Origin of the sequence: Bacillus swezeyi (genome assembly GCF_030908325.1) — a bacterium.
GTDB lineage: Bacteria > Bacillota > Bacilli > Bacillales > Bacillaceae > Bacillus > Bacillus swezeyi.
Window position 1 is genome coordinate 4,320,950 of the sequence record NZ_CP133085.1, and the last position, 23,120, is coordinate 4,344,069.

The 23,120-nt window shown below is 43.4% G+C and carries 20 protein-coding genes and 1 riboswitch; of the genes, 10 read left to right on the forward strand and 10 right to left on the reverse strand.

What is annotated here, in order from left to right:
* Window positions 1-208: 208 nt before the first annotated feature.
* Both RBH91_RS21605 and RBH91_RS21610 read left to right on the forward strand, forming a co-directional pair.
* Window positions 209-931, forward strand: coding sequence for a response regulator transcription factor (locus RBH91_RS21605; protein ID WP_307892900.1), 723 nt, complete (start codon window positions 209-211; stop codon window positions 929-931).
* Complete coding sequence (locus RBH91_RS21610; RefSeq protein WP_307892901.1) at window positions 928-2,340, forward strand: sensor histidine kinase; 1,413 nt, start codon at window positions 928-930, stop codon at window positions 2,338-2,340. Before RBH91_RS21605 ends, RBH91_RS21610 begins: the two co-directional genes overlap by 4 nt.
* A gap of 31 nt (window positions 2,341-2,371) precedes the next feature.
* Here the strand turns inward: RBH91_RS21610 and RBH91_RS21615 are convergent, their stop codons facing one another.
* Entirely contained in the window at window positions 2,372-2,791 is a 420-nt protein-coding gene (locus RBH91_RS21615) for a hypothetical protein (RefSeq protein WP_307892902.1), read from the reverse strand.
* A 192-nt stretch (window positions 2,792-2,983) separates the two neighbouring features.
* Between RBH91_RS21615 and pepT the strand changes: the two genes are divergently transcribed.
* The gene (gene pepT, locus RBH91_RS21620; protein ID WP_307894824.1) at window positions 2,984-4,216 is read left to right on the forward strand and encodes a peptidase T; all 1,233 of its coding nucleotides are present in this window, start codon (window positions 2,984-2,986) and stop codon (window positions 4,214-4,216) included.
* A gap of 360 nt (window positions 4,217-4,576) precedes the next feature.
* On the opposite strand, the gene RBH91_RS21625 is transcribed toward pepT, so the two are convergent.
* Genes RBH91_RS21625 through RBH91_RS21650 form a run of 6 tightly spaced genes read right to left on the reverse strand, consistent with a single transcriptional unit; the run spans window position 4,577 to window position 10,921 of the window.
* Window positions 4,577-5,035: a carbohydrate kinase family protein gene (locus RBH91_RS21625; protein WP_307892903.1), complete on the reverse strand. Its 459-nt coding sequence runs from the start codon at window positions 5,033-5,035 to the stop codon at window positions 4,577-4,579.
* Window positions 5,036-5,062: 27 nt separating this feature from the next.
* Entirely contained in the window at window positions 5,063-6,544 is a 1,482-nt protein-coding gene (locus RBH91_RS21630) for a glycoside hydrolase family 32 protein (protein ID WP_307892904.1), read from the reverse strand.
* The gene (locus RBH91_RS21635) at window positions 6,537-7,793 is read right to left on the reverse strand and encodes an MFS transporter (protein ID WP_307892905.1); all 1,257 of its coding nucleotides are present in this window, start codon (window positions 7,791-7,793) and stop codon (window positions 6,537-6,539) included. The genes RBH91_RS21630 and RBH91_RS21635 overlap by 8 nt, the downstream gene beginning before the upstream one ends.
* A gap of 34 nt (window positions 7,794-7,827) precedes the next feature.
* Complete coding sequence (locus tag RBH91_RS21640) at window positions 7,828-8,676, reverse strand: carbohydrate ABC transporter permease (RefSeq protein WP_307892906.1); 849 nt, start codon at window positions 8,674-8,676, stop codon at window positions 7,828-7,830.
* Window positions 8,673-9,611: a carbohydrate ABC transporter permease gene (locus RBH91_RS21645; protein WP_076759827.1), complete on the reverse strand. Its 939-nt coding sequence runs from the start codon at window positions 9,609-9,611 to the stop codon at window positions 8,673-8,675. The genes RBH91_RS21640 and RBH91_RS21645 overlap by 4 nt, the downstream gene beginning before the upstream one ends.
* A gap of 11 nt (window positions 9,612-9,622) precedes the next feature.
* Window positions 9,623-10,921 carry an ABC transporter substrate-binding protein gene (locus RBH91_RS21650; protein ID WP_307892907.1) on the reverse strand — a complete coding sequence of 433 codons (1,299 nt, stop codon included), beginning with the start codon at window positions 10,919-10,921 and terminating at the stop codon, window positions 9,623-9,625.
* Between the two features lie 232 nt (window positions 10,922-11,153).
* Between RBH91_RS21650 and RBH91_RS21655 the strand changes: the two genes are divergently transcribed.
* Window positions 11,154-12,128, forward strand: a complete 975-nt coding sequence (locus tag RBH91_RS21655; protein ID WP_076759832.1) for a LacI family DNA-binding transcriptional regulator — start codon at window positions 11,154-11,156, stop codon at window positions 12,126-12,128.
* A gap of 197 nt (window positions 12,129-12,325) precedes the next feature.
* A complete protein-coding gene (locus RBH91_RS21660) occupies window positions 12,326-12,856 on the forward strand; it encodes a chorismate--pyruvate lyase family protein (protein ID WP_307892908.1) in 531 nt (176 codons plus the stop codon).
* Window positions 12,857-12,962: 106 nt separating this feature from the next.
* Here RBH91_RS21660 and RBH91_RS21665 read toward each other — a convergent pair whose 3' ends face one another.
* Window positions 12,963-13,634, reverse strand: a complete 672-nt coding sequence (locus RBH91_RS21665; RefSeq protein WP_307892909.1) for a DUF3298 and DUF4163 domain-containing protein — start codon at window positions 13,632-13,634, stop codon at window positions 12,963-12,965.
* Window positions 13,635-13,985: 351 nt separating this feature from the next.
* Between RBH91_RS21665 and RBH91_RS21670 the strand changes: the two genes are divergently transcribed.
* From RBH91_RS21670 to galE, 5 genes are all read left to right on the forward strand, one after another.
* Window positions 13,986-14,537 carry a hypothetical protein gene (locus RBH91_RS21670; RefSeq protein ID WP_307892910.1) on the forward strand — a complete coding sequence of 184 codons (552 nt, stop codon included), beginning with the start codon at window positions 13,986-13,988 and terminating at the stop codon, window positions 14,535-14,537.
* A gap of 98 nt (window positions 14,538-14,635) precedes the next feature.
* A riboswitch (SAM riboswitch) is annotated at window positions 14,636-14,745 on the forward strand.
* Window positions 14,746-14,826: 81 nt separating this feature from the next.
* Window positions 14,827-15,957 carry a 5-methyltetrahydropteroyltriglutamate--homocysteine S-methyltransferase gene (locus RBH91_RS21675; RefSeq protein ID WP_307892911.1) on the forward strand — a complete coding sequence of 377 codons (1,131 nt, stop codon included), beginning with the start codon at window positions 14,827-14,829 and terminating at the stop codon, window positions 15,955-15,957.
* 142 nt (window positions 15,958-16,099) lie between these two features.
* Window positions 16,100-18,343 carry a glycosyltransferase family 39 protein gene (locus RBH91_RS21680; protein ID WP_307892912.1) on the forward strand — a complete coding sequence of 748 codons (2,244 nt, stop codon included), beginning with the start codon at window positions 16,100-16,102 and terminating at the stop codon, window positions 18,341-18,343.
* Window positions 18,343-19,341 carry a glycosyltransferase family 2 protein gene (locus RBH91_RS21685; protein WP_404802458.1) on the forward strand — a complete coding sequence of 333 codons (999 nt, stop codon included), beginning with the start codon at window positions 18,343-18,345 and terminating at the stop codon, window positions 19,339-19,341. Before RBH91_RS21680 ends, RBH91_RS21685 begins: the two co-directional genes overlap by 1 nt.
* Before the next feature lie 28 nt (window positions 19,342-19,369).
* Window positions 19,370-20,368 (forward strand): UDP-glucose 4-epimerase GalE, encoded by a 999-nt coding sequence (gene galE / locus RBH91_RS21690; RefSeq protein WP_307892913.1) that lies wholly within the window; start codon window positions 19,370-19,372, stop codon window positions 20,366-20,368.
* Between the two features lie 139 nt (window positions 20,369-20,507).
* Here galE and RBH91_RS21695 read toward each other — a convergent pair whose 3' ends face one another.
* Both RBH91_RS21695 and RBH91_RS21700 read right to left on the reverse strand, forming a co-directional pair.
* A complete protein-coding gene (locus RBH91_RS21695; protein WP_307892914.1) occupies window positions 20,508-21,656 on the reverse strand; it encodes a hypothetical protein in 1,149 nt (382 codons plus the stop codon).
* A 10-nt stretch (window positions 21,657-21,666) separates the two neighbouring features.
* Complete coding sequence (locus tag RBH91_RS21700; RefSeq protein ID WP_307892915.1) at window positions 21,667-23,106, reverse strand: alpha/beta fold hydrolase; 1,440 nt, start codon at window positions 23,104-23,106, stop codon at window positions 21,667-21,669.
* Between the last annotated feature and the right edge of the window lie 14 nt (window positions 23,107-23,120).

The window sequence follows — 23,120 nt, forward strand, 5'->3', positions numbered from 1 at the left end:
AATATTCTTCTTAATCATTGTTAACATTCTCAATCAGAGAGCTGAAAGAATGAGGAAAATGGGATGATGTTCTACTCATATGAAGGGCTACTATTTAGAAGTCTTAATTTTAAGAAATTTAAACATCGCTTAAATTTAACCCTGCATAACTTCCTTTACATGCTCATTCATGTAAAAATGAAGGCGTATCATTAATGGAGGTCATAATATGGATCATTCTTTTGGAGAATTTAAAGTGTTAATCGTTGATGATGACCAGCACATTTTAGATTTATTAAACGTGGTGTTTGAAAATGAGGGGTTCTCAGATGTCTTAAATGCCAAAAATGGAGAGGAAGCGCTCCATCTGTTAAAACAACAGCAGCCGGATATCGTACTGCTTGACGTCATGCTGCCGGATTCAGATGGATTCACCCTTTGCAATCAATTCCGCCAATTTACCAATATCCCCGTTCTTTTTCTTACAGCTAAAACGTCTGATTTAGATAAACTGCAAGGGTTCAGCTATGGGGGAGACGATTACATTACAAAACCTTTCAACCCTCTGGAAGTCGTTGCCCGTGTAAAAGCCCAGCTGAAACGATATAAAGATTTTACACCCCCAACGTCCGGATCGTCTTATGACTTTGGAGATTTTCAAGTTGATAAAACATCAGGAAAACTCATTGTTGATGGAGTAAGGATCGAGTGTCCGGCTCAGGAATTTAAGCTTTTATTGTATTTTAGCAACCACCCCAATCAAATCTTAAGCAAGCAAAAGATTTACCGGGATGTTTGGGGAGAATTTTACAATGGCGACAGTACGGTCATGGTTCATGTACGCCGGCTCCGGGAAAAAATTGAAAAAGACCCGAGCCGGCCAAAATGGATTAAAACGGTAAGGGGACTTGGCTATATTTTTGAAGATCACCCAACAGGTGGAGAGCAATGAAGTTACGAGAACGTATTGCTTTTCACTTCATATCCCGGATTATTCTCCTGATCGTCATTTGTATCGCTTTATTCATCATCAGCACATTATTTTTCACTTTTTTTCTGAATGATAAAGAGACGCATCGCTCTCCGCTTTCTTTATCAAGTGTTGTTCGTCAAACATCTTTGAACGACGGGAAAATATCCATTGAAGATGATACCATCAGCCATTTAAAGCAATACAATATGTGGCTGCAAATCCTTGATGAAGAGGGGAACGAGCTTTATTCATATCAGAAACCGGACAATATCCCAAAGCATTATATTCCAGGTGAACTTGTCTCAGATTATGTCTACCCCGCTAAAAAAGGCTTTCATCTATCAACATGGTTTGATACGAAAGAAAATCAGACATTAACGTGGATTTTAGGTGAACCATTTAAAGCTGACAACCCGTTTCTTTATTGGACAAACCAGTTATGGATTCTTTCTATGATCGTTATGGGGATCATTGTTGCCCTGTACTTCGGAAAACAGCTTGGTGCGCCATTGCTTTATATTGTTTCATGGATTGAAAACCTGTCCAAGGGAACATATGCTGAACCGGTATTGTCTTCTTTCATTCCAAAGAAAAAGAAGAAACCCGGATATAAACTATACCAGGAACTAATGAACGCAATGAGCAACCTTACCTCAATCCTTCAGAAAAACAAGGCTGAAAGCGAAAAGCTGGAACAAACACGCGAAGAATGGATGACAGGCGTATCACATGACTTAAAAACGCCGCTGTCCGTCATTAAAGGTTATACCATTCTTTTATCATCTGAAAAACATGAATGGAATCAGGAAAAAGTACGGGACTTCGCAAACATTATGCAAGAGCGGGTAGAGTATATGGAAGAATTAATAGAAGAATTCAATCTCACGTTTCGCTTGAAAAATGATGCCCTTCCGATTCAAAAGGAAGAAAAAGACATAGTAGGCTTATTAAGAGAAACATTATCCGGACTGAAAAGCTTACCCGAATCCCAAGATAAACATTTCGATTTTCAGTCGAACAAAAGCGTAATTGCGTTTTATATGGATGAAAAATACATGCAGCGCGCATTGGAAAACCTGATCGCCAACAGCATCAAGCATAATCCGCCCGATACAAGAATAAAGGTCAGTATTTTACATGAACCGCATCATGTAACGATCCTCATAGAAGATGACGGCATCGGCATGGAAAAGGAAACATTGGAGCATCTATTTGATCGCTATTACAGAGGAACAAACGCCTCTTCAAATACCTCGGGAACCGGGTTGGGCATGACCATTGCCAGGCAGATCATCTACGCTCACGAAGGTGATATTGACATTTTCAGCGAGCCTGGGCGCGGGACCCGGCTGCAGATCGTGTTTCCTTTAAAAGGGGATGTCCGCTAGCAGCGGACATCTCTGAACAACAACGTCCTGTTCATTTTTTTGTAAGCGTCACTCGAGAAGATCGATTTTGCCCGGACGGCTTCGGGAAATTCTCATTTTCTAGCTCTTGGCGAAGCTCGTTCATTTCCGACCGTTTAATCTGATATACAGCTTCCAGGCGAACCAAAAATTCCGGCCTTATCTTAAATGCATGAATAATCGAGATGACCCAAACGATGAGCAGCATTTTCATGGCCAAATCGAAAAAGAGCGTTCTGGCCGTAAAGGCGGTGCAGAGGACAACCGCCGCATAGGCGACTCCGGCAAGAAGCCACTTTTTCTGCTTTGTCCGCGCTCCTATATAAATAAATGCAAACCAGCTTAGAAACGCAAATGGAACCCATGTGAACAATATCCAAAAGGAATGTGCGATCTCCCATTTTGCGCCTTCATTAGTAAAACCTTTCGCCATTTCTTTACTCTCCTTACAGCTGTTGTTTATAGTTTCTCAAAAGATAGTTCATATTACCCCGTCCGATAGAACCATTTATATCTATTATACTAGATTTTTCTATAAAAGGAAGAGCAAAAGATTTCGGCATCCCATTGCTCGATCAGGAGTGATAAGATAATGATAAAACCAACAAATGGAGATGAAGGAAACATGAAGAACAAATTGATTGAACGACTCACTTCATATGCAAAGGTCGACACACAGTCAAATGAAAATAGTGAAACTACTCCTTCCACACCGGGCCAGCTGACACTCGCCAATATGCTAGTTGAAGAATTAAAGAAAATCGGCATGGAAGAGGTCACGATCGACGAGAATGGCTATGTGATGGCGACGCTTCCCGCCAATACGGACAAACAAGTACCGACAATCGGTTTTTTGGCCCATGTCGATACAGCGACTGACTTTACCGGAAAGAATGTCAATCCGCAGATCATCGAACAGTATGACGGAAAAGACATTGTCCTCAATGAAGGGCTCGGCGTCGTCTTATCTCCCGAAGAATTTCCCGAGCTTACGGGTTATAAGGGGCACACATTGATCACAACAGACGGAACGACGCTTCTCGGAGCCGACAATAAAGCCGGCATCGCAGAAATCATGACGGCGATGGAATATTTAATCAATCACCCCGAAATCAAACACGGAAACATCCGGGTCGCGTTTACGCCTGATGAAGAAATCGGCCGCGGCCCGCACAAATTTGATGTGAAGGCCTTCAATGCGAAATTTGCGTATACAGTTGACGGCGGCCCCCTCGGCGAACTGCAATATGAAAGCTTTAACGCTGCCGCAGCGAAAATTACGTGCAAAGGGACAAACGTCCACCCCGGCACGGCGAAGGGAAAGATGGTTAACTCCGCCAAAATCGCAATGACATTCAATGCCGGACTGCCGGAAAATGAAGCTCCCGAATTTACAGAGGGCTATGAAGGCTTTTATCATCTGCTTTCCATCGACGGAGATGTGTCAGAAACAAAGCTGCATTATATTATCAGAGATTTTGACAGAGACCGTTTTAACGAGAGAAAAGCGACGGTCGAAAAAATCGCTGATGAACTGAGAGCTGAATATGGAGCAGACAGCATCACTGTCGATATGAATGACCAATACTACAACATGAGGGAAAAAATTGAACCGGTCAAAGAGATCGTCGATATTGCCTATCAGGCGATGAAAAACTTGGACATCGAGCCTGTCGTCCAACCAATCCGCGGCGGAACGGACGGCTCCCAGCTGTCATATATGGGGCTCCCTTGCCCGAATATCTTTACCGGAGGGGAAAACTTCCACGGCAAATACGAATATATTTCCGCCGACAATATGGTGAAGGCTGTGAATGTTGTCTTGGAAATTGCGAAGTTGTTTGAAGAAAGGGCATAATCCCAAAATGAAAAGCCATTTTCCAACTGGATAAGAGAATTTCTATGATAGTCAATTTCTTACGAAGCCGATAAAGTATTTAACAAAAGAATCCCCTGGTAAAAAATAACATGTGATAACTTTAAAAAAGCAATACATGGAAACATTTTAAATAATCTTATCCTGATATTTTTAATGTTTCCTTTATAATCTGATTTTGAGAGGGCTTTTATGTATTTTATACCTGGGATTTGTTTCATTTTTATTTGATTTGTTAATGATATTCTTTATAAAATTATTTTCTCTATCTTTCTCTAAGAATGTGGTAGATGGTAATGGCAATGAAAGTGTATCGAATTATTTTCAGTTTAACGTAATGATTTACCCATTATTTTTATTTCTGTTCACTTCTTTCAAAAAAATAAAGCTTAGAATATAAACAAAAAAAGCAGGGTGAAAAGGCCTGCTTTTTTTAATTATTATATCAAGCTGATTTAAAATGAAGGATATCCCCTTTGTGATACATTCCGAGTATACCTCATGCAAATCGGCCGCATTTTTCCGGTAAAAATGAAAGCTTCTTGGACTTGCTGCAGTTACAAAGCTCAGTCCGGTTTCACCGTCATCGCTTCGAACGATATAGGCAGTATCTCCCCCTTTTTCTTCAATAACGCCGATGACGTAACCGCCAAAATGATCGTTAGAAACTTCCTTCGTCAGCATGACTGCTGCGCACCGAATTTTCAGCAGCAATCGCACATTCAAAGGCTCTCTGCCGGCAATGCATTCAAATCCGGCTCCAATGTCCAGAGCAGTTGCTTTGGGCTGGGATAAAATCAATGAGCGTCTCACCGATTCCAAAATATTCTATTCAAGCGATCCATCGCCTTTCCAAATATCTTTTAACGTCCAATAGATAAATTTTTCAATTCTAACATCGCCATTCTCAGAAAACAGCTCGATTCCCAGCCTGCCTTCTTTCGGATAGATGCGGCTTGTCATCGTTGCTTCACCATTATTTGCAAATACTTCAATAGAAGATCTGTCAATAAATAACCGCAGAGCAAGTTTCTCTCCCGCTTCAATCCTGACGCTTCTTACACCGTCATTTGCTTTTCCGGACTTCGAGCAGTCTAACGTCAGCCTTTGATCGGCTAAACTATACTGAATGACTGTCTCCTCCTTTTCCAGCCCCCGAATCGTTAACCCTACCGTTTGCGTACTGCAATCCGTTATATCATACACGACCTGCACTTCAAGCAGCTCTTCAGCTGTCTTAGCCAGATAACTCCCTGTCAGCGATTGATTGGCACATACCCGATGTTCCGTTTTCCGCAACAGCTCGGTTTCCTCCACCGGATTCATCAAGATTTTGTGGTCATCGCGCAATGTCAATTCCCGCGGCAGCGTCAAAGCCCCGCACCAGCCATCCGCTTTCGTCGGCATCTCTGACTCCCACATATCCATCCAGCCAATCGCTATTCTGCGTCCTTTATCATCCAGCAATGTTTGCACTGCATAAAAGTCATGGCCATGGTCCAGCTCTGTAAATGAGCCATGGATAAACTCCTGCGTCTCATCATCATAGTCCCCTACCAAATAGCCGGTTTGAAACAAATTTTGATACCGGTCACCGTCAGCATCGATGCCTTGGGGAGAAATCAACAAGACATGTTTACCGTCCAATTCAAAAAAATCAGGACATTCCCACATATAGCCGAGATTTCCGTCGCTTTGAGCGAGGACGCCTGCGTATTCCCAATCCCGCAAATTAGGCGAGCGGTATAAAATGACCCTTCCGACGTTTTCTTTTGAGGAATTTCCGACCACCATATACCAGCTTCCATTATGCTTCCATACCTTCGGATCGCGGAAATGGCGGGCGCTGTCTTCCGGCATTTCCGCAATAACAGGATTTTGCTGAAGCTTTTCAAACACAATCCCATCCTGACTGACAGCGATATTTTGATTTTGATAGAAAAGGTCTTTCTCTTGATCTATCACATTATGGCCTGTATAGATTAAAACAAGTGTGCCATGATCATCGACAGCGCTCCCCGAAAAGCAGCCGCTTTGATCGAATGCGTCGCCCGGAGTTAAAGCGACCGGCAGATGCTCCCAATGAATGAGATCTTTACTCTTTACATGGCCCCAATGCATCGGCCCCCAATTCTCATCATACGGATGATGCTGATAAAAGACATGGTATTCTCCTTTATACTGAATCAGCCCGTTCGGATCATTGATCCAGTTCGCCCGGGGCATAATGTGGTATCCCAATCGATATCTTTCGTTTATTTTTTCTTCGGCTTTCTTCAATGCCTTTTCTGCTCTCTGGATTCTATCCATTTGTGACATCCCCTCTATATCTGTTTTGTTGTATGTGCTGAGTGTATACAGCGCCTTTCTTCGAATCCAATAAGGTAAAGATGGAAATAATGGTGAAACAAAGAACTAAAGTTCCCATCATGAGATAGGTGTGACGAAACCCTATACTGTCGTATAAACCACCCGCAAGCGGCGAAAAAATCGATGTACCCACCTGCGATGCAAATTGAAAACCGACGAGATACAAAACGGATGAAAGGCGCGTATCAAAATGAGAAGCTAAATATTTAAAAATCGCGATCAGCATGATCGGCAATTCCAAAGCATGAATAAGTTTCATCGATGAAATTCCGACAGGTCCGCTGACAAGGCCTGAGCCGACAATACGGAAAGACATGAAAAGCCCCGCTAAAATCAAACTTTTTTTAGGGCCGAGCTTATTGACGATAAAGGGTGCCAGAAACATCATGCCCGCTTCGATAAATACCTGGAATGAGTTGAGATATCCAAATACCTGGTTCCCCACGGCCGCAGTCGGAAATAAAGACGCGTAGTAAATCGGAAACTGCTGATCATACACACCGTACACGCATGTCACACCGATCACGTACAACATGAAAAACCAGAAATCTTTTAATAGAAAAAGCCCTCCGACGTCTTTTAACCGGATCGAATCGGCTTTTTCCCTTTCATCATCCGACATCTCGATTTTTACGGATATAATAATGGCCACCAATATAACGGCCGACAGGGTCGCAACCCAAAAGTTGATATTCGGATTGATATTGAATAACTGCCCCGCAAAAAACGTTGCCGCCGCCCAGCCGAGCGAGCCCCACATTCTTGTTCTCCCGTATTCGAACTGATATTTCCGGCTGACCTTTTCAATGTAGGTCTCAATGGCGCCAATCCCGGCCAGAAAAGCTGTCCCTAAATAAATACCGCCGACGATGGCGCCAAGGATGACATGATATTGTAAAAGCGGTCCGTAGACAAAGATATAAAACGGCCCGGTAAAAACGAGCAGCAAACTAATCATAAATAATATATTTTTCCTTAGCCCGAGCTTATCCGAGATAAAACCGTATAAGGGCTGCATACACAAAGTAAAGATAGCGTTTACAGAAAAGATAATACCCGTCTCCGCCCCATTTAAATTGATTTCCTGCCCCAACCAAATCGCAAATAAAGAGTAGCTGGAAGACCAGGTAAAAAAGAAAAAGAAAAAATAAGCGCTTAGTTTCCAATACAGACTGTTTGAGCTTTTCATTTTCATTTGCTCCTTTAACCCGACTTGGATGTATCTATTTGATACCTGTCCCTGAACCGCCCAGACCTTCTAAAATGTAGCGTTGGGCTACAATGTAGATCAGAATCAGCGGAATCGTGGAAATCGTCAAAACCGCCATTACCTGATTCGTATAAACCGGCTCGGTGTTGTTGATGGCTGTAATTGCTACCTGGATCGGAAATTTCGACTTATCCGTCAAAACCATCAGCGGCCAAATATAGTCATTCCAGCTGCCGATAAAGGCCAATGTCCCCACTGTAGCAACAGCCGGTTTAGACATTGGCAGCATAACCCGCCAGAAAATTTGCCACGCATTTGCCCCGTCCAGCTTAGCCGATTCAATCATCTCTCCCGGAATCGCCATGAAAAAGTTTCGGAACAAATAAATATTGAAAGCCCCGGCCAGCGTCGGCAAAATCACGGCAAGGCGTGTATCAACAAGTCCAAGCTTATGAACGATTGTAAACTGCGAGATTAAAATCGTTTCAAACGGAACGATTAAAAGCGCCAGCAATATAGCAAACAGCACCTTTTTACCTGTGAATTGCAGCTTGGCGAATGCGAAGCCTGCCATTCCGTTGATGACGACAGATCCCGCTGCCACACACAAACCGTAAAACAAACTGTTACCGATATACATCAGTAAATCAAACCGTGACAGTACTTCCCTGTAGGATGCAAACCATTCCGACGGATGAAAAGACGGGAGAAACGCTTTGATGCTGCTCATATTGTTGTAAATATCAGCTTCCGGTTTCATCGATGAAGCGACCATCCAAATCAGCGGAAAAATAAACAGAACCGCCAGCAAAACAAGACATATATATTCCAGTATCGTCAAAGGTCCGAATTTCCGTCTCATTCGGCTTCATCCTCCTTCACCAACTTGCGCTGCGCAAGCGTCACCAATCCAATAATCGTGCCAAACAAGAGCGCAATTGAACTTGCATAGCCAACCATCCGATCGGTAAATCCCGTTTGATAAATATAATAGACAACCGTCATCGTTGAATTGACCGGTCCGCCCTGGGTCATAACCATTGGCTGAACGAGGAGCTTAAAGGCACTGATCAGCGTCGTGATAAAGATAAAAACCGACGTCGGTTTCAGCAAAGGTAATGTAATATAAATAAAACGCTGCCATTTATTCATGCCATCCAATTGCGCCGCCTCATAGACATCCCCGGGAATATTTTGCAAACCCGCTAAAAAAATCAGCATCTGAAATCCGGCTCCCTGCCAGGCGGAAACGACAACAATCGTAAAGATCGCCTGCTTAGGGCTTGTCAAAAACGGCTGTGGCGATAGGCCGAAATGCGTCAGCACGTTATTCATCATCCCTTCATTCGGATTCAGCAAGTACAGCCACAAAACGGAGATGACAACAAGCGACATGACGACGGGGCTAAAGTATGCGACTTTAAAAAACGTATTGGCCTTGCGTTTTTTATTCAACAGAAGGGCCAGCCCGAGAGCGGCCCCGATCTGTAACGGAATCACAATGACGACGAATTTCAATGTGTTGCTCAAACTTTTCAAGAAAATAGGGTCTTTGAACAGTTTGATAAAGTTGTCAAAACCGACAAACTTGCGCAGATCAGGTGTTAACAAATAATAATCTGTAAATGCGTAGTAAACGGCCATAATCGAAGGAATCACGAGAAACACTGACAAAATCAGCAGGGCCGGACCTAAAAATATATACGCCACCGCATTGTCCCGCCACCGTATTTTATTGGCTGGGTCTCTTTTTAGCGGAAAGACCGGTCTGGCTTCTTTCAACGGAATTTTATTCATGGCTCCACCTTCTAGTTTGCCTTATCAATGGCTGATTGCATTTCTTTTGCACGCGTATCCAGCACTTGTTGAATATCCTGATGCTGATCATAGAAGCTGATGTCATCGATCGCTTGCTGAAATGCACGTGTCACCTGCGGATATGCCGGTGTAACCGGACGTGCATGCCCTGATTCTTTCAGCTGCTGCATGAAGACATTCATTTCATCCGAGAATTCTTTTGTCAGCACTTTCTCTGATGAATAACGCACAGGCAGCACGGCGATCGAACGGCTCAATTCAAGGTTGGAATCTTTGTTTGTCATCCAATCGACCAGTTTTGCCGCCCATTCCTTGTTTTCAGATGTCTGTGTCATGGCGAACTGCCAGCTTCCTGAAGGGGACATAAGCTTTTTTGTTTTTGGGGAAACGGGATAAGGCATCACGCCATAATCAACATTAGGAAAATTCGTTTTCATGTCGGTTACCGTCCAGACACCGCTCATTTTCATCGGATATTTTTCCGTTTCAAAAGCCTGCTTGACCGGGGTCCGGGTCGTATAGCCTTCTTTGAGCATTGTTTGAATAAACGTCATCGCTTCAACGGTCGGTTTGTCGTTGAAAACCCCGTCCGCGTTCTTACCATCTTTTGAAAGGATATTGCCGCCGGCCGACCAAACAAATGGCAACAGCGCATACGTCAGCATTTCGTCTTTTGACTGTAATTGCATATCGATGGCCGGTTTGTCGTATTTATTTTTCAGCTTTTTGCAAAGCTCAAGAAATTCGTCCCATGTCCAAGGATCATCAACCGTTGGCAGCTTTTCTAAATCAACGCCGGCTCCCTTTAGCATCTTTTTGTTATAGTAAATGCCGACCGACGATTCGCTGACGCCGATCGCATACAGCTTTCCCTGGTAGGTTCCCTGCTGTTTAATGCTTGGCAACAAATCATCCTGGTCTTTGATATACTCATCCAATGGCGCAATAACGCCCGATTTCGCATATGCCGCCGTATTCGGTCCGTCCAAAGTGATAACATCCGGCAGCGTGTTCGTAGTCAGCGCTGCGTTCACTTTGTCTTCATATCCGCCACCGTTTCCGCTTCTGGGGATGAAATCAATTTTGGCCTCGACATTTTCAGAAGCGTACTTTTTATTAAAAGCGTCCACACGCTTTTGATAAACCTTTCCTTCTTCACTATCGTCAGACACGTGCACCCACACGGTAAGCGTTTTCCCGCCACGGCTATTTGCGCTTTTGCTATTGCTGCAGCCCCACATCGCAAACATCAGCAACAACGATAAAATTCCCAAAAGCCAACTCTTCATCTTTGTCACTTCCCCCCACTTTTCATCAATCAATAAAATAAAAGCGCTTTCAAATGAATTCTATGTCAACCGGTTTCATATGTCAACCGGTTGACATATGTTTTTCAATTCATTCACATTGGTCCGTTTCCCAGAATCATGGCATTTCCTTGCACATATCAGCCCGATTCTCTAAAATAAGTGCGTGACGAGACTTGTAAGCCATTTCAGTAAAAAGCAGGGGGACAAGGGAATGAAGCCTAGCATTCACGACGTTGCAAAAATAGCGGGAGTTTCACCAACAACCGTTTCGCGGGTATTAAATAACCGCGGCTATATTAGCGAAAAAACAAAGGAAAAAGTGTACAGGGCGATGGAAGAAATCAATTACTTTCCAAACGATTTGGCCCGCTCTTTATTTCGTAAACGAACCAATTTAATAGGGCTCATCATCCCAAACTCCAGCAACCCGTTTTTCGGCGAACTGGCCTTTCATATTGAGAGCATCTGCGCTTCCATGGGCTACAAACTGCTGCTTTGCAACAGCTTACACCGCAAAGACAAAGAAGAAAAATACTTGGAAATGCTGATACGAAATCAGGTGGACGGCGTCATCGCCGTGACTTACAACAGGGGGATTTTAAATTATCATCGGCAAAACCTGCCGATTGTCGCCATTGATCATTACTTATCGGAAACGATTCCCGTCATCGGCTCCGATAATTATGACGGAGGGAAAAAAGCGACGGAACTGTTAATTGCAAAAGGCTGCCGGCACATCATCCATATCAACGGGCCGATTGAGCTGAAAACACCGGCAAATCTTCGCAGAAAAGCATATGAAGATGTGATGCGGCAACACGGGAGACAGCCTATTACATATGAAGTTCCATTTCATCAGAATTACCAGGAAGTCATCTCAAAGCTGTTTGATGAACAGCCTGCAGCTGACGGCATTTTTGCCAGCGATGATCTTATGGCTGCTACAGTCATCACAGAAGCGAAAAAACGCAGAAAAGACATCCCGGGGCAATTAAAAGTGATCGGCTACGACGGGACGGAAGCGGTTCAGTCCATCCTTCCGGAATTGACAACCATCCAGCAGCCGATCGAACTTATTTCCAAGACGGCGATCGAGATTTTGTCAAAAGCCATTGAAGGTGAATTCGATGATTTGCCGCTGGAAACTTATTTACCTGTACAACTTTTGGAAGGCGGGACGACTTAAAATAAAGGCAGAATGAAAAGGAGACACTGACGTCTCCTTTTTCCTACACGCATTCTCATCTATCCAATTGTAAAAAAGATAAAATTTACATTACTCACCTAAAATTTAACTTATATTTCTAGACAAACTCTCCTCCACATGATAACTTTAAATACAAGTTTTCAAAAAATTCTAATTTTGTATGGAGGTGCCTTTAGTTGAAAGCAAGCCATTTTCTCCCTGAATCTCTTGCTTCTCTTGTAAAAGACATGTTAACCAAAACCGATGGTTCAACAACCAAAGCCATTGAAACACTGATCGGCGGCAAAGCCGAAATTGAGGTTTTTCAGCAAAGCTATATCGATTATGACAAGCTGGCGGCTGAAGAAGCGAGACTGTTTCAACGCAATGATGAGATCTTATTCAGGACCTCCTCCCTGAAAACGGGCGATGATTATTTGTCCTATAATTATGTCTATGTCAAAACAAATTCATTGCCGCCCGCCATCAAAAAAGATTTGCAAGAAGAAAGACTCCCCATTGGAAAAATCATTGCAGAACTGGAATCGCGTCGTGACATTTTCAGCACGGGCGAATCCTTGGGAAAGCACTTCTCACACCTTGTACCTGTTTCGTCAGACCGGCAGTATGTTTTTAAAAAGTATCAAATCATCAGCGGACAGCAATGCATCTTCTATGTCTGCGAGCTGTTTGATTTAGAAAAAATCTGCGAACTGACACCGGGCTGATTTTTCGCCCGTCAGTTATGGCGCAGCGCTTCTTGAATACCTCTGTCATATCTCCTCTTCCATACCTCTTTTCAAAACAAAAACCCCTGCGGACAGGGGCTCATGTCTATTGGAAAACCGATTTCGGTACATGCACTACAGGGTTTCCAGCGGCATATGGAGCTACGTCATACTGTTGGAACACGATGGCGATTCCGTCTTTTGTAAAATAAAAGGCCGTATTTTTACCAAGAACGATATCTTTTTTCTTCACATCAGGGAAGAAAATATCTTGATGCTTTCGAATATAGTCATAAATGTAGTTTCTTGTTTTTTCAACCTTTGATTTCTTGTTTAATACATCGGTCAAGTATACGCGCTTTTTCGCTTTCAGATCATAGTTGAACGAACGAACAGCTGTATTGCCGTGTGCTCCCCCGGAATATACATAATTCGCCGTCTGGATGCTCAGTTTTTTGTCGTTCAGATATTTTACCTCGAAAGACGTTTGGTACGCCGTTTGATAACCGTGCTGTTCACCGCCTTTTTTATTTTTTAAATAATCTTGATAAGACTGTTCAATATATCTTTTGAAGTCATTGTTGATCTTGTTTTGCAGAGATTTGCTGCTCAAGTTTTTGACCTGCGGATATTTCAGCTCCTTCACATTTTTATATGTATGGCTCGTCACCATCGGTTTATTGCCATTTGCCGCTTGAGCAGTCCCGCCAAACATCGTAAAAACCAAGAGCCCTGTCATCAAAATACCGGCAGCTTTCAAAAATGTCCTTTTCTTCATCATTCAGCCTCCTTAAAAGTGTCATTTTTATATTACCCATTTTCAAAATAGGTACACATTTTAGACCGATGACGAAGGGAAAAAGTTTCTATTTTAAGTTAAACATTTAAAAAATATCCAAGTATTCACTTCAAATACCAGCGCTTTCACGTGTATAAGCACTGTATTCAATTCTTTCCAGCATGTCGTATACCTTATCCAGCTTATTCATGGGGACTCCATTCATTGGGACACCTCATTTAAAATGACATGTATCCCACTCTGTCGAAAAAGAACCGAAAAAGCAATTTGTCAAAACCCAATAAATCAGTTAATCTTTTCTCAACAATTTTCAAAATGGGAGATGCTTAAATGGACCATTTCATTCAGACGTATTTTGCAAACCTGGAGTCCAAAGATAAAAATATCCAGTATGAAGCCTATCAAAACATTCTAGCCGCCGCTGAAAAAGAAGTGGACTGGGCATATGAGGTTTGGGATCAATTAATAGAAGACCTTCATCATCAAGACCATCATAAAAGATCAAGAGCAGCACAATTCCTTTCTTATTTAGCGATCAGTGATCCGGATAAAAGGATCTTGAAGGATTTTCCTGAATTATGGAAAGTGACAAAAGATGAGAAGTTTGTCACCGCAAGGCACAGTCTGCAATCGATTTGGAGGGTTGGCTTGGCCGGGACAGAACAGCGAGAGATGGTCCTGTATCATCTTGTTGAACGTTTTAACAACTGCTTGCCGGAAAAAAATCATACGTTGATTCGATTTGATATCATTCAAGGCCTCAGACATTTATACGATGCGATAAATGCTGAAGAAATCAAGCAGATCGCAATAGATTTGGTTTCTAAGGAAGAAAATGAAAAATATCAAAAAAAGTATAAAGCTGTATGGAAAGATGCTTAAACCTCTTACAGCATGGGAAAGATTTTAGCAAACCCATTGACATTTTCACAAAAAGTATTAATATTAAAATTATTATAAAAATCGCATAAAAAAGGTTTTCCTTATCAAGAGTGGTGGAGGGACTGGCCCTGTGAAACCCGGCAACCGCTGTCTATGACAGAATGGTGCTAAATCCTTAAGAGCATATTCGTGTTCTTGAAGATAAGGAGGAGATTGTATATCAAGCTCTTCCTGATAGGGAAGAGCTTTTTTATGTCCATAAAGACAAAAAAAGAAAGAGGGATCGATCATGACACAATCAACTGAGTGGTCACAGGAAACGCGAACACAAAAAAAGGGGCCGTACCGAGCTGATCAAGTAGGAAGCCTCTTAAGGTCAGAACCTGTTAAAAAGGCGCGCCTCCAAAGAGCGGCCGGTGAGATGACCGCTGAACAATTGCGTGAGATTGAGAATGAAGAGATTCAGCGCATCGTAGAAAAGCAAAAAGAGATCGGGCTGAAAGCCGTGACGGACGGGGAGTTCCGCCGGGCTTGGTGGCACTTTGATTTTCTGGAAGGCTTAGACGGTGTTGAAGGCTATGTACCTGAAAGCGGCATTCAATTCCACAATACGAAAACAAAAGCACGCGGCATAAAAGTAAATGGCAAACTTGATTTTACGAATCACCCGATGCTTGAAGATTATCAATTTCTTCATAGTATTGCAGGCACCCATACGCCGAAAATGACGATTCCAAGTCCGAATATGCTGTTTTTCAGAGGGAAGCTGGAAGAAAGTGCATACAAGGATCTCGATGAGTTCAATCATGATGTAGCGCAGGCTTACAAAAAAGCAATCCGCGCATTCTATGATGCCGGCTGCCGTTATCTGCAGCTGGATGACACGGCTTGGGCAGTATTTTTCTCAGAAAAGGGGCAAGAGCAGATCAAGGCCTTCGGCCGCAAACCTGATGAGCTGCGCCAATCCTTTGCCAACACCATCAATGAAGCACTTGACGGACGCCCCGATGATTTAACTGTAACAATGCACATTTGCCGCGGAAACTTCCGTTCGACATGGGCGGCATCAGGCGGATACGACGCCGCGGCGGAAACCATTTTCGACGGATTAAACCTTGACGGACTCTTCCTTGAATTCGATGATGAACGCTCCGGAGGCTTTGACCCGCTTCGTTTCGTGAAACGGAAAGACTTGCAAATCGTCCTCGGCCTCATCACATCTAAATTCGGGGAGCTTGAAAGTCCGGATGCAATTAAGCGGCGCATTGAAGAGGCTTCACGCTATGTTGATCTGAACCAGCTTTGTTTGAGCCCGCAGTGCGGCTTCGCCTCTACAGAAGAAGGCAACCTGCTGACTGAAGAGCAGCAGTGGGAGAAGCTGCGCCATGTGATTGAGATTGCAGAAGATGTGTGGAAATAAATTCAGATCACTTTGAGATATACCTTTCCTTAGGTATGTCTCTTTTTTTTGTCCACTTTTACAATTTAAAAATCCTTCTTGATTTGTTCATAGTTTGATCATATTTGGCTTCTATAATGCTTTTAAGTGAGGTGACCGAATAATGAAAAAGAAAAGGAAAATTGATATATTCCTAATTTTGATTCTCGTATTATCTGCAGGTTTAAATCTTTACGGCATCTGGAATAGCGACACAGACAACGCCTACTATACGGCGGCCGTGGAAAGTATGACCCAAAGCTTTCATAACTTCTTTTACGCATCTTTTGACCCGGCAGGCTTTGTAACTGTTGATAAACCGCCTGTCGCATTATGGATTCAAACACTATTCGCTCTCGTATTCGGCGTGCACGGCTGGAGCGTCGTTCTGCCCGAAGCGATCGCTGAAGTGATCTCTGTATCACTCTTGTACTTTATTGTAAAACCGACCTTTGGAAAAACGGCGGCAAGAATTGCTGCTCTCGTGATGGCATGTACACCGATTGCCGTTGCAGTCAGCCACACAAACAACGTTGACAGCATTCTCGTCCTTTGTTTGATGTTTGCAACCTGGATGTTGTTTAAAGCAGTCCGCACAGGAAAAATGTTGTGGCTCATCGCATCCTTCTTTATGGTCGGCGTCGGCTTTAACGTGAAAATGCTGCAGGCTTATATGGTGTTACCGGCATTCCTGCTATTTTATCTGATTGCAGCTAAGACGACCATTCGCAAAAAAATTGTATCTCTTATAACATCAGTCATTGTCCTGGCAGGTGTTTCCGTTTCCTGGGCAGTCATCGTCGACAGCCAGCCGGAGAGTTCGCGGCCTTATATCGGAAGCAGCCAAACCAACTCTGTACTTGAGCTCGCTTTTGGCTACAACGGAATCCAGCGTCTCACAGGACAAAATGGCGGAGGCGGGGGAGCCGCTTCTTCTGATCAAGATCAAAAGAACCAGCAGCAGGAAATGCCGCAGCAGCAAAACGGCAGTTCCGATAACAGTTCAGACTCATCAAATGAACAAATGACTCCGCCAAGCGGAGGCGAGATGCCTGCTGGCGGACCGGACGGCCAACAAGGGGATGTTCAAAGCGGCGGAGGCGGCCCCGGAGGCGGCGGAAATGGAGCAGGCTCTTTCGGCACAGGTACACCGGGACCGCTGAGATTGTTCCAATCTGAGCTTTCAGGTCAGGCAAGCTGGCTGATCCCGTTTGTATTATTCGGTATTATCGGTTTACTGATTACAGGCCTTCGCGGTCAAAGAAAATTTAATGACACAACGAATGAAACGATTTACTGGACGATGTGGCTTGTGCCGGTCGCTGCATTCTTCAGCGTCGCGGGATTCTTCCACCATTACTATCTGATCATGCTGGCAGCACCGATTGCCGCTTTGGCTGGTGCAGGCTGGACGGCACTGGTCCGCCTCTACCAAGAGGAAAGCGGCTGGAAAAAACGGCTGCTTCCAATCGGCATTTTGCTGACAACTGCATTTGAATTATATATTTTGAATCCTTACATCAGCGACATCAGCATCATTTGGAGTATTCTCATCGGCGCTTTCGGAATCGTCACAAGCTGTCTTCTCTTCTTTGTTAAAAAAGGAAAGTCATTCAGCTATTATCTATCACTTGCAGCACTTCTCGGGATGCTGATCGGTCCTTTTTACTGGACAACGGCAACTCTCGCTGACGGGGTAAACGGTATGATACCGCAAGCAGATCCTCAATCGGCGCAGTCAATTGGCGGCGGTAAGATGAACAACGGCGGCGGACCTCCTGGATTTGGCAGCCAAGACGGCCAAACAGACAACAATGAAAACAGCAGTCAAAACGGAGCAACAGATTCTGACTCTGAGCAAAACAGCCAAAACACCAATGAAGCTCCAACTGGCATGGATCCTGAACAAAGCGGCCAAAACGAGAACGGAGACAGCTCCAGCAAGTCTGAGCAAGGCAGAGCGGGCGGCGGCAGCCCTGGAAGCGGCGAATCAGTCGATGAAGAACTGTTGTCTTACCTGAAAAAGAACAACACAGGAGAAAAGTATTTGTTCGCGGTCTCAAATTCTAATTCCGCTTCCTCCTACATCATCAAAACAGGCAAAGCTGTGATGGCGATGGGCGGATTCTCAGGCAGCGACCCGATCCTGACTGTTGATGAACTTGAGAAGCTCGTCAAAAACGGAGAAGTCAAATACTTCATGATTGGCGGCGGCCGAGGCCAAGATAATTCGGAACTCACCAGCTGGATTAAAGAAAACGGCACGAAGATTTCAAAAAGCGAATACAGCAGCTCTTCTTCAGACGACAGTTCACAGTCTGGCGGACCTGGTGGAAATCAGACGCTCTATAAAGTGGAGCTGGATTGATGAAAGGAAAGGTGATCAATATGAACGAACCCGTCACATTTTCAATTGTTGTTCCCGTCTTTAACGAGGCGGAAGTCCTCGACGGCACCTATGAGAGACTGAAAAGCGTCATGGATTCAACCGGAGAAACATACGAGCTGATTTTTGTAAATGACGGCTCCAGCGACGACAGCATGCATATGCTGAAGTCGCTGGCTCAGTCCGATCCGGCTGTCAAATGCATCAATTTCTCAAGAAACTTCGGCCACCAGATTGCGATCACCGCCGGTACGGACTATGCTGCCGGCAAGGCGATCGTCGTCATCGATGCCGATCTTCAGGATCCTCCTGAACTGATTTTGGAAATGGCTGAAAAATGGCGCCAAGGCTTTGATGTTGTCTACGCCGTTCGAACGAAGCGCGAAGGTGAAACGTTTTTCAAAAAGCAGACAGCCTCCATGTTTTACCGAATTCTAAGACGGCTCACAGATGTCGATATCCCGGTCGATACTGGAGATTTCCGGCTCATGGACCGCAAAGTCGTCAATGAAATGAACAAGCTGAAAGAGAAAAACCCATTTGTCCGCGGGCTTGTCAGCTGGCTCGGCTTCAAGCAGACGGCCGTCTATTACGAGCGGCATGAGCGGCTTGCAGGAGAAACGAAGTACCCGCTCAAAAAAATGCTGAAGCTTTCGCTCGACGGCATCACTTCATTTTCATTTCAGCCTCTGAAACTGGCAAGCTACTCAGGCATCGTGCTGTCAGCGATCGGCTTTATATACGCTTTTATCGTCGTCTGCCTGAAGCTGTTTACGACAAGCACCATTACCGGGTGGTCATCGATGATTATTCTGCAGTGCCTGTTCAGCGGATTCATCCTGATCATCCTCGGAGCGGTCGGCGAGTACATCGGCCGCATTTATGACGAAGTGAAAGACCGGCCGCTCTATATTGTAGATGAAAAATACGGATTTGAAGAACAAAGACGGGCTGTCGCCCCGCAGCGTCATATCATATAGCAAATAATAACCAAAAGGAGAGATTTCGATGAGTATACTTGTTGTCGGGGGAGCCGGTTATATCGGTTCCCATGCCGTTTACACATTAATTGAGAAAAATGAAAAAGCCGTCGTTGTCGACTCCCTGTTAACCGGACATGCAGAAGCCGTCCACCCTGAAGCCGTTTTTTACAAAGGCGACATCCGGGACCGGCATTTTCTCAGGCAGGTATTCGAAAACGAGGACATCGAAACGGTGATGCATTTCGCAGCTTCTCCTATTTCAACCCAGTCAAATCGCGTGTTTTCCTCTTTCAACGAAAACATCGCAGGGATGGAAACACTGCTAGACGTCATGAAAGAATTCGCGGTCAAGCAGATCGTCTTTGCTTCAAGCGCGACCGTCTACGGCAGCACAAAAGATGTGCCGATTACAGAGGAATCAAAACCACAGCCTGTTCATCCCCACGGAAAAGTCAAATGGCTGATGGAGAATATGCTGATGGAAGCGGAAAAAGCGTACGGCCTCAACTATGTGATTCTCCGTTCCTTCAATGTGGGAGGGGCTCATCCATCCGCAGCGATCGGCGAAGACCGCACGGATGATTCGCATCTGATTTCAAATGTTCTGTGTGCAGCGATCGGCCAAAACTCATTCGGAACAAAACATGACAGGACAGCAGGCACGCCGGGGATTCGCGATTATGTCCACGTCCAGGATCTCGCCGAAGCCCATGTTCTCGCCATCAACCATTTACGGCAAGGAAAAGGGAGCCGGACATTCAATCTCGGCTATGGCGAAGGCTATTCAGCCGAACAAGTCATCCAGGCCGCCCAGTATGTCACAGGCATCGGCCTCATTCCCATCACACCATCCGCTGACAGCACAGACGCCCCAGATGCCTTGATCGCTTCCTCTTCCCGCGCCAGAAAGGAATTAGGCTGGACCCCGAAACACAACAGCCTGATCGCCATCATCCGCGACGCCTGGAACTGGCATTCTGCCAATCCATATGGATATTCGGAGCATAAGGTGAGACAGGGATAAATAAAAAACTGCACCCCAATGGTTAGCAATGGGAGGTGCAGTTTTTTTGGTCTATTCATATAGATTGAAAAAGCTTTACCGCAATATTCGCGGCCAACCTTTGAAATAAAAAGGTCTGAAAAATACCTCTTCAGTCCAACTATTCAACTCCTAAATCAACCAAGTAAGCGGTTGGCTGCTTTTTGCTCTTTTGTAAATCAATTAGTACATTAACAGATCCTGCTGTCCCAACCATTTTGCCATTGTATAAAACATTTAGCACAACATAATCTTCATTAAAATATTGAATCTTAGCGTGACTTACACCGCTTGTTTTAAAGTTCATTTTTTTGGCAATGCTATCAAAATCAAGTTTAAATTGAGCTTCATACTCTTTATTTCCCTTTAGATAATTCTGCACTGTTTGAATTTGTTGAACACCGTTGGAAATCGTATCTTTAGTTCCGCTTATATAAACGTATTTTCCATTCTTGCTTAAATAATCATCTTTTTTAATACCTATTAATTGATTTGTTTTTTGATCTAATATCATGTCGTCAAAAAACATAAGTGAATATCTTTCCGATTTGTCTATTTTAGTGAATAAATCATAGTAATCTTTTAATTTTCCTGTTGATAGTGTCTCTCGCAGTTTTTCTTTCGTGATAACTGTCGTCTCAATATTTGTTAAGTTTTGCGTTATGAAAAGTCCTATGGTGCTATTAATACGATCCTTCATACTAAAATCTTGGATAACTAGAGCAAAACATTTAGAATTTACCGCATATAAATTGATCTCCAATTCATCGGATTTCTTTACTCCATATTTTTTCAAAAGCGATGGCAAATCAAATGTTTTTTTATGTTTCGTTGTTTTCACTTCTAGTTGATTATTTGATAAGATTTTTATAGATGGAAGATCATATTTTTCTTTGTCTTGAATAGAATGGTGCAATAACTTTTCTAAACGTTCTATTTGATATAATTCATTTAAAGTCTTTTTAGGATTTTTGGCTGTAAACATGGGCTTATAATATTCTTTTAACTGATCCTGTGTATACTTAAAGTACCGGATTGCTTGTCCTTGATGATTTACTGTTGAAAATAAAGTAACATCATTCATTTCTAAGATTTTTTGATCTGTACTACCAGTAAGATAAGATTTCATAAACTCAGTTAATCCACGGCTATCTTCCTTTGGGAAACCTTTTTTATACGTTACTTCCTGATATTGATCTTTTCCGCAGCCGGTTATAACCAACAAGAACACTATCAATACGCTTAAACTTCTCAACCGTTTTTTTACCATTGACCTGCTCCTATTCCGCTTCTTTTTTGTTAACCTCTCGAATCAAGTCGACAAAATCAGAGTCCTTAGTTTCATGAATGTGTCCAGAATCAGTGATGCCAGAACCTTCCACTTCAAACTCTGGCTTTTCGTCAATGAGATCGCCTAACATGTCCCCATGCTGACTTTCGACTGAAACGATATCATCGCTGTTTATTTTATGTTTTCCGCTTGCGGTATAGTAAGGAGAAAAACTCACAGTTTCCTCTGTTCTGTACCCCGCCGCAGCGGTAATGTCCATTTTCTGAAGCTTTTGATAGACCTCAGGATTGGCAGATTTTAAATGATGAATGTCTTCAGACATGGCCTCACTGTCCATATCTGTATAAGCATTACTGTAGTCCTTTCCATCATCATTGTTTCTGTTCTCTTCATTAAAATCTAAATAATCACTCGTGTTCGTAGTATCCCTTCCAGCCGCTTTGTCTGCAAGCCAGCGATGTTTGTTAGCCTGTGAGCCTAGAATATTTGTATCATATGGGGTTCCAATCGTTGTGATGCTTCGAACATGGTCAGGGTAATCCATCGCAAATTGCATCGATCTTCTCCCGCCATAGCTGTGGCCGAACATATCAATCTTTGTCGTCTCATTCATCAGCCCCATTTCATTCAGCTTTTCAGCTAAATCGTCACTTGTCTCTTGGCGGTGTTCATTTACCTTCCCTGTTTCGTAAATGATATGCAATCTTCCCATTTTTTCTTTGTATTGCTCTGTATCTATTAATTTGTTCAACCCTTCTACTTTCTTAATTGCTTTTTCACCATTTATTAATGTAACAATATAGTACTCTCTCGATTCCTCCTCATCATCACGATTTATACGTAATATAATATCACCGTCTTTTGCAGCTTTTCTAACACTTTCATTAAATCCGTCTCCACTATCCTCAATCCCATGCACATAAACAGAAACATTCTTATAATCAGAAAAATCGCCTTTTACATGATTAACTGAATTATACAAGATTGAGATATCTGTCAAGGCTTCGCGCATTGGGGCGCGGTGGGTGCGGACGGAATTGTTGAAATCTTGTTCTACCTGATCAATGCTATTTTTTAGATTTTCGTATTGGCTAGTTAAAACAACGAAGTCACTCGTAATATTGTTGCGTTTGCTTAAGTCATCGGGCGACGGATCTTCCATCGACTCAAACTTGCGTTGGGCATTTTCTTGACATTCTTTCAAATCTTTTATCCATTCATCGATTTCAGATTTTATGTCATCGGCGTTAAAGGTCATCACATTGCTTGATATAGGTACTGGCAGTTCTTTATTTTCAATCGATACCCATATTGTATTAAAAGCTTCAAGCAAACGGATTGATTGGGCTTTCTGCAGCAGCCGGTTCGCATTTCTTTCGTGGGTTTTGAGAATGTTTGTGATTTCTTTCTCTCTATTATAATATGCCATAACTCTATTTCCCT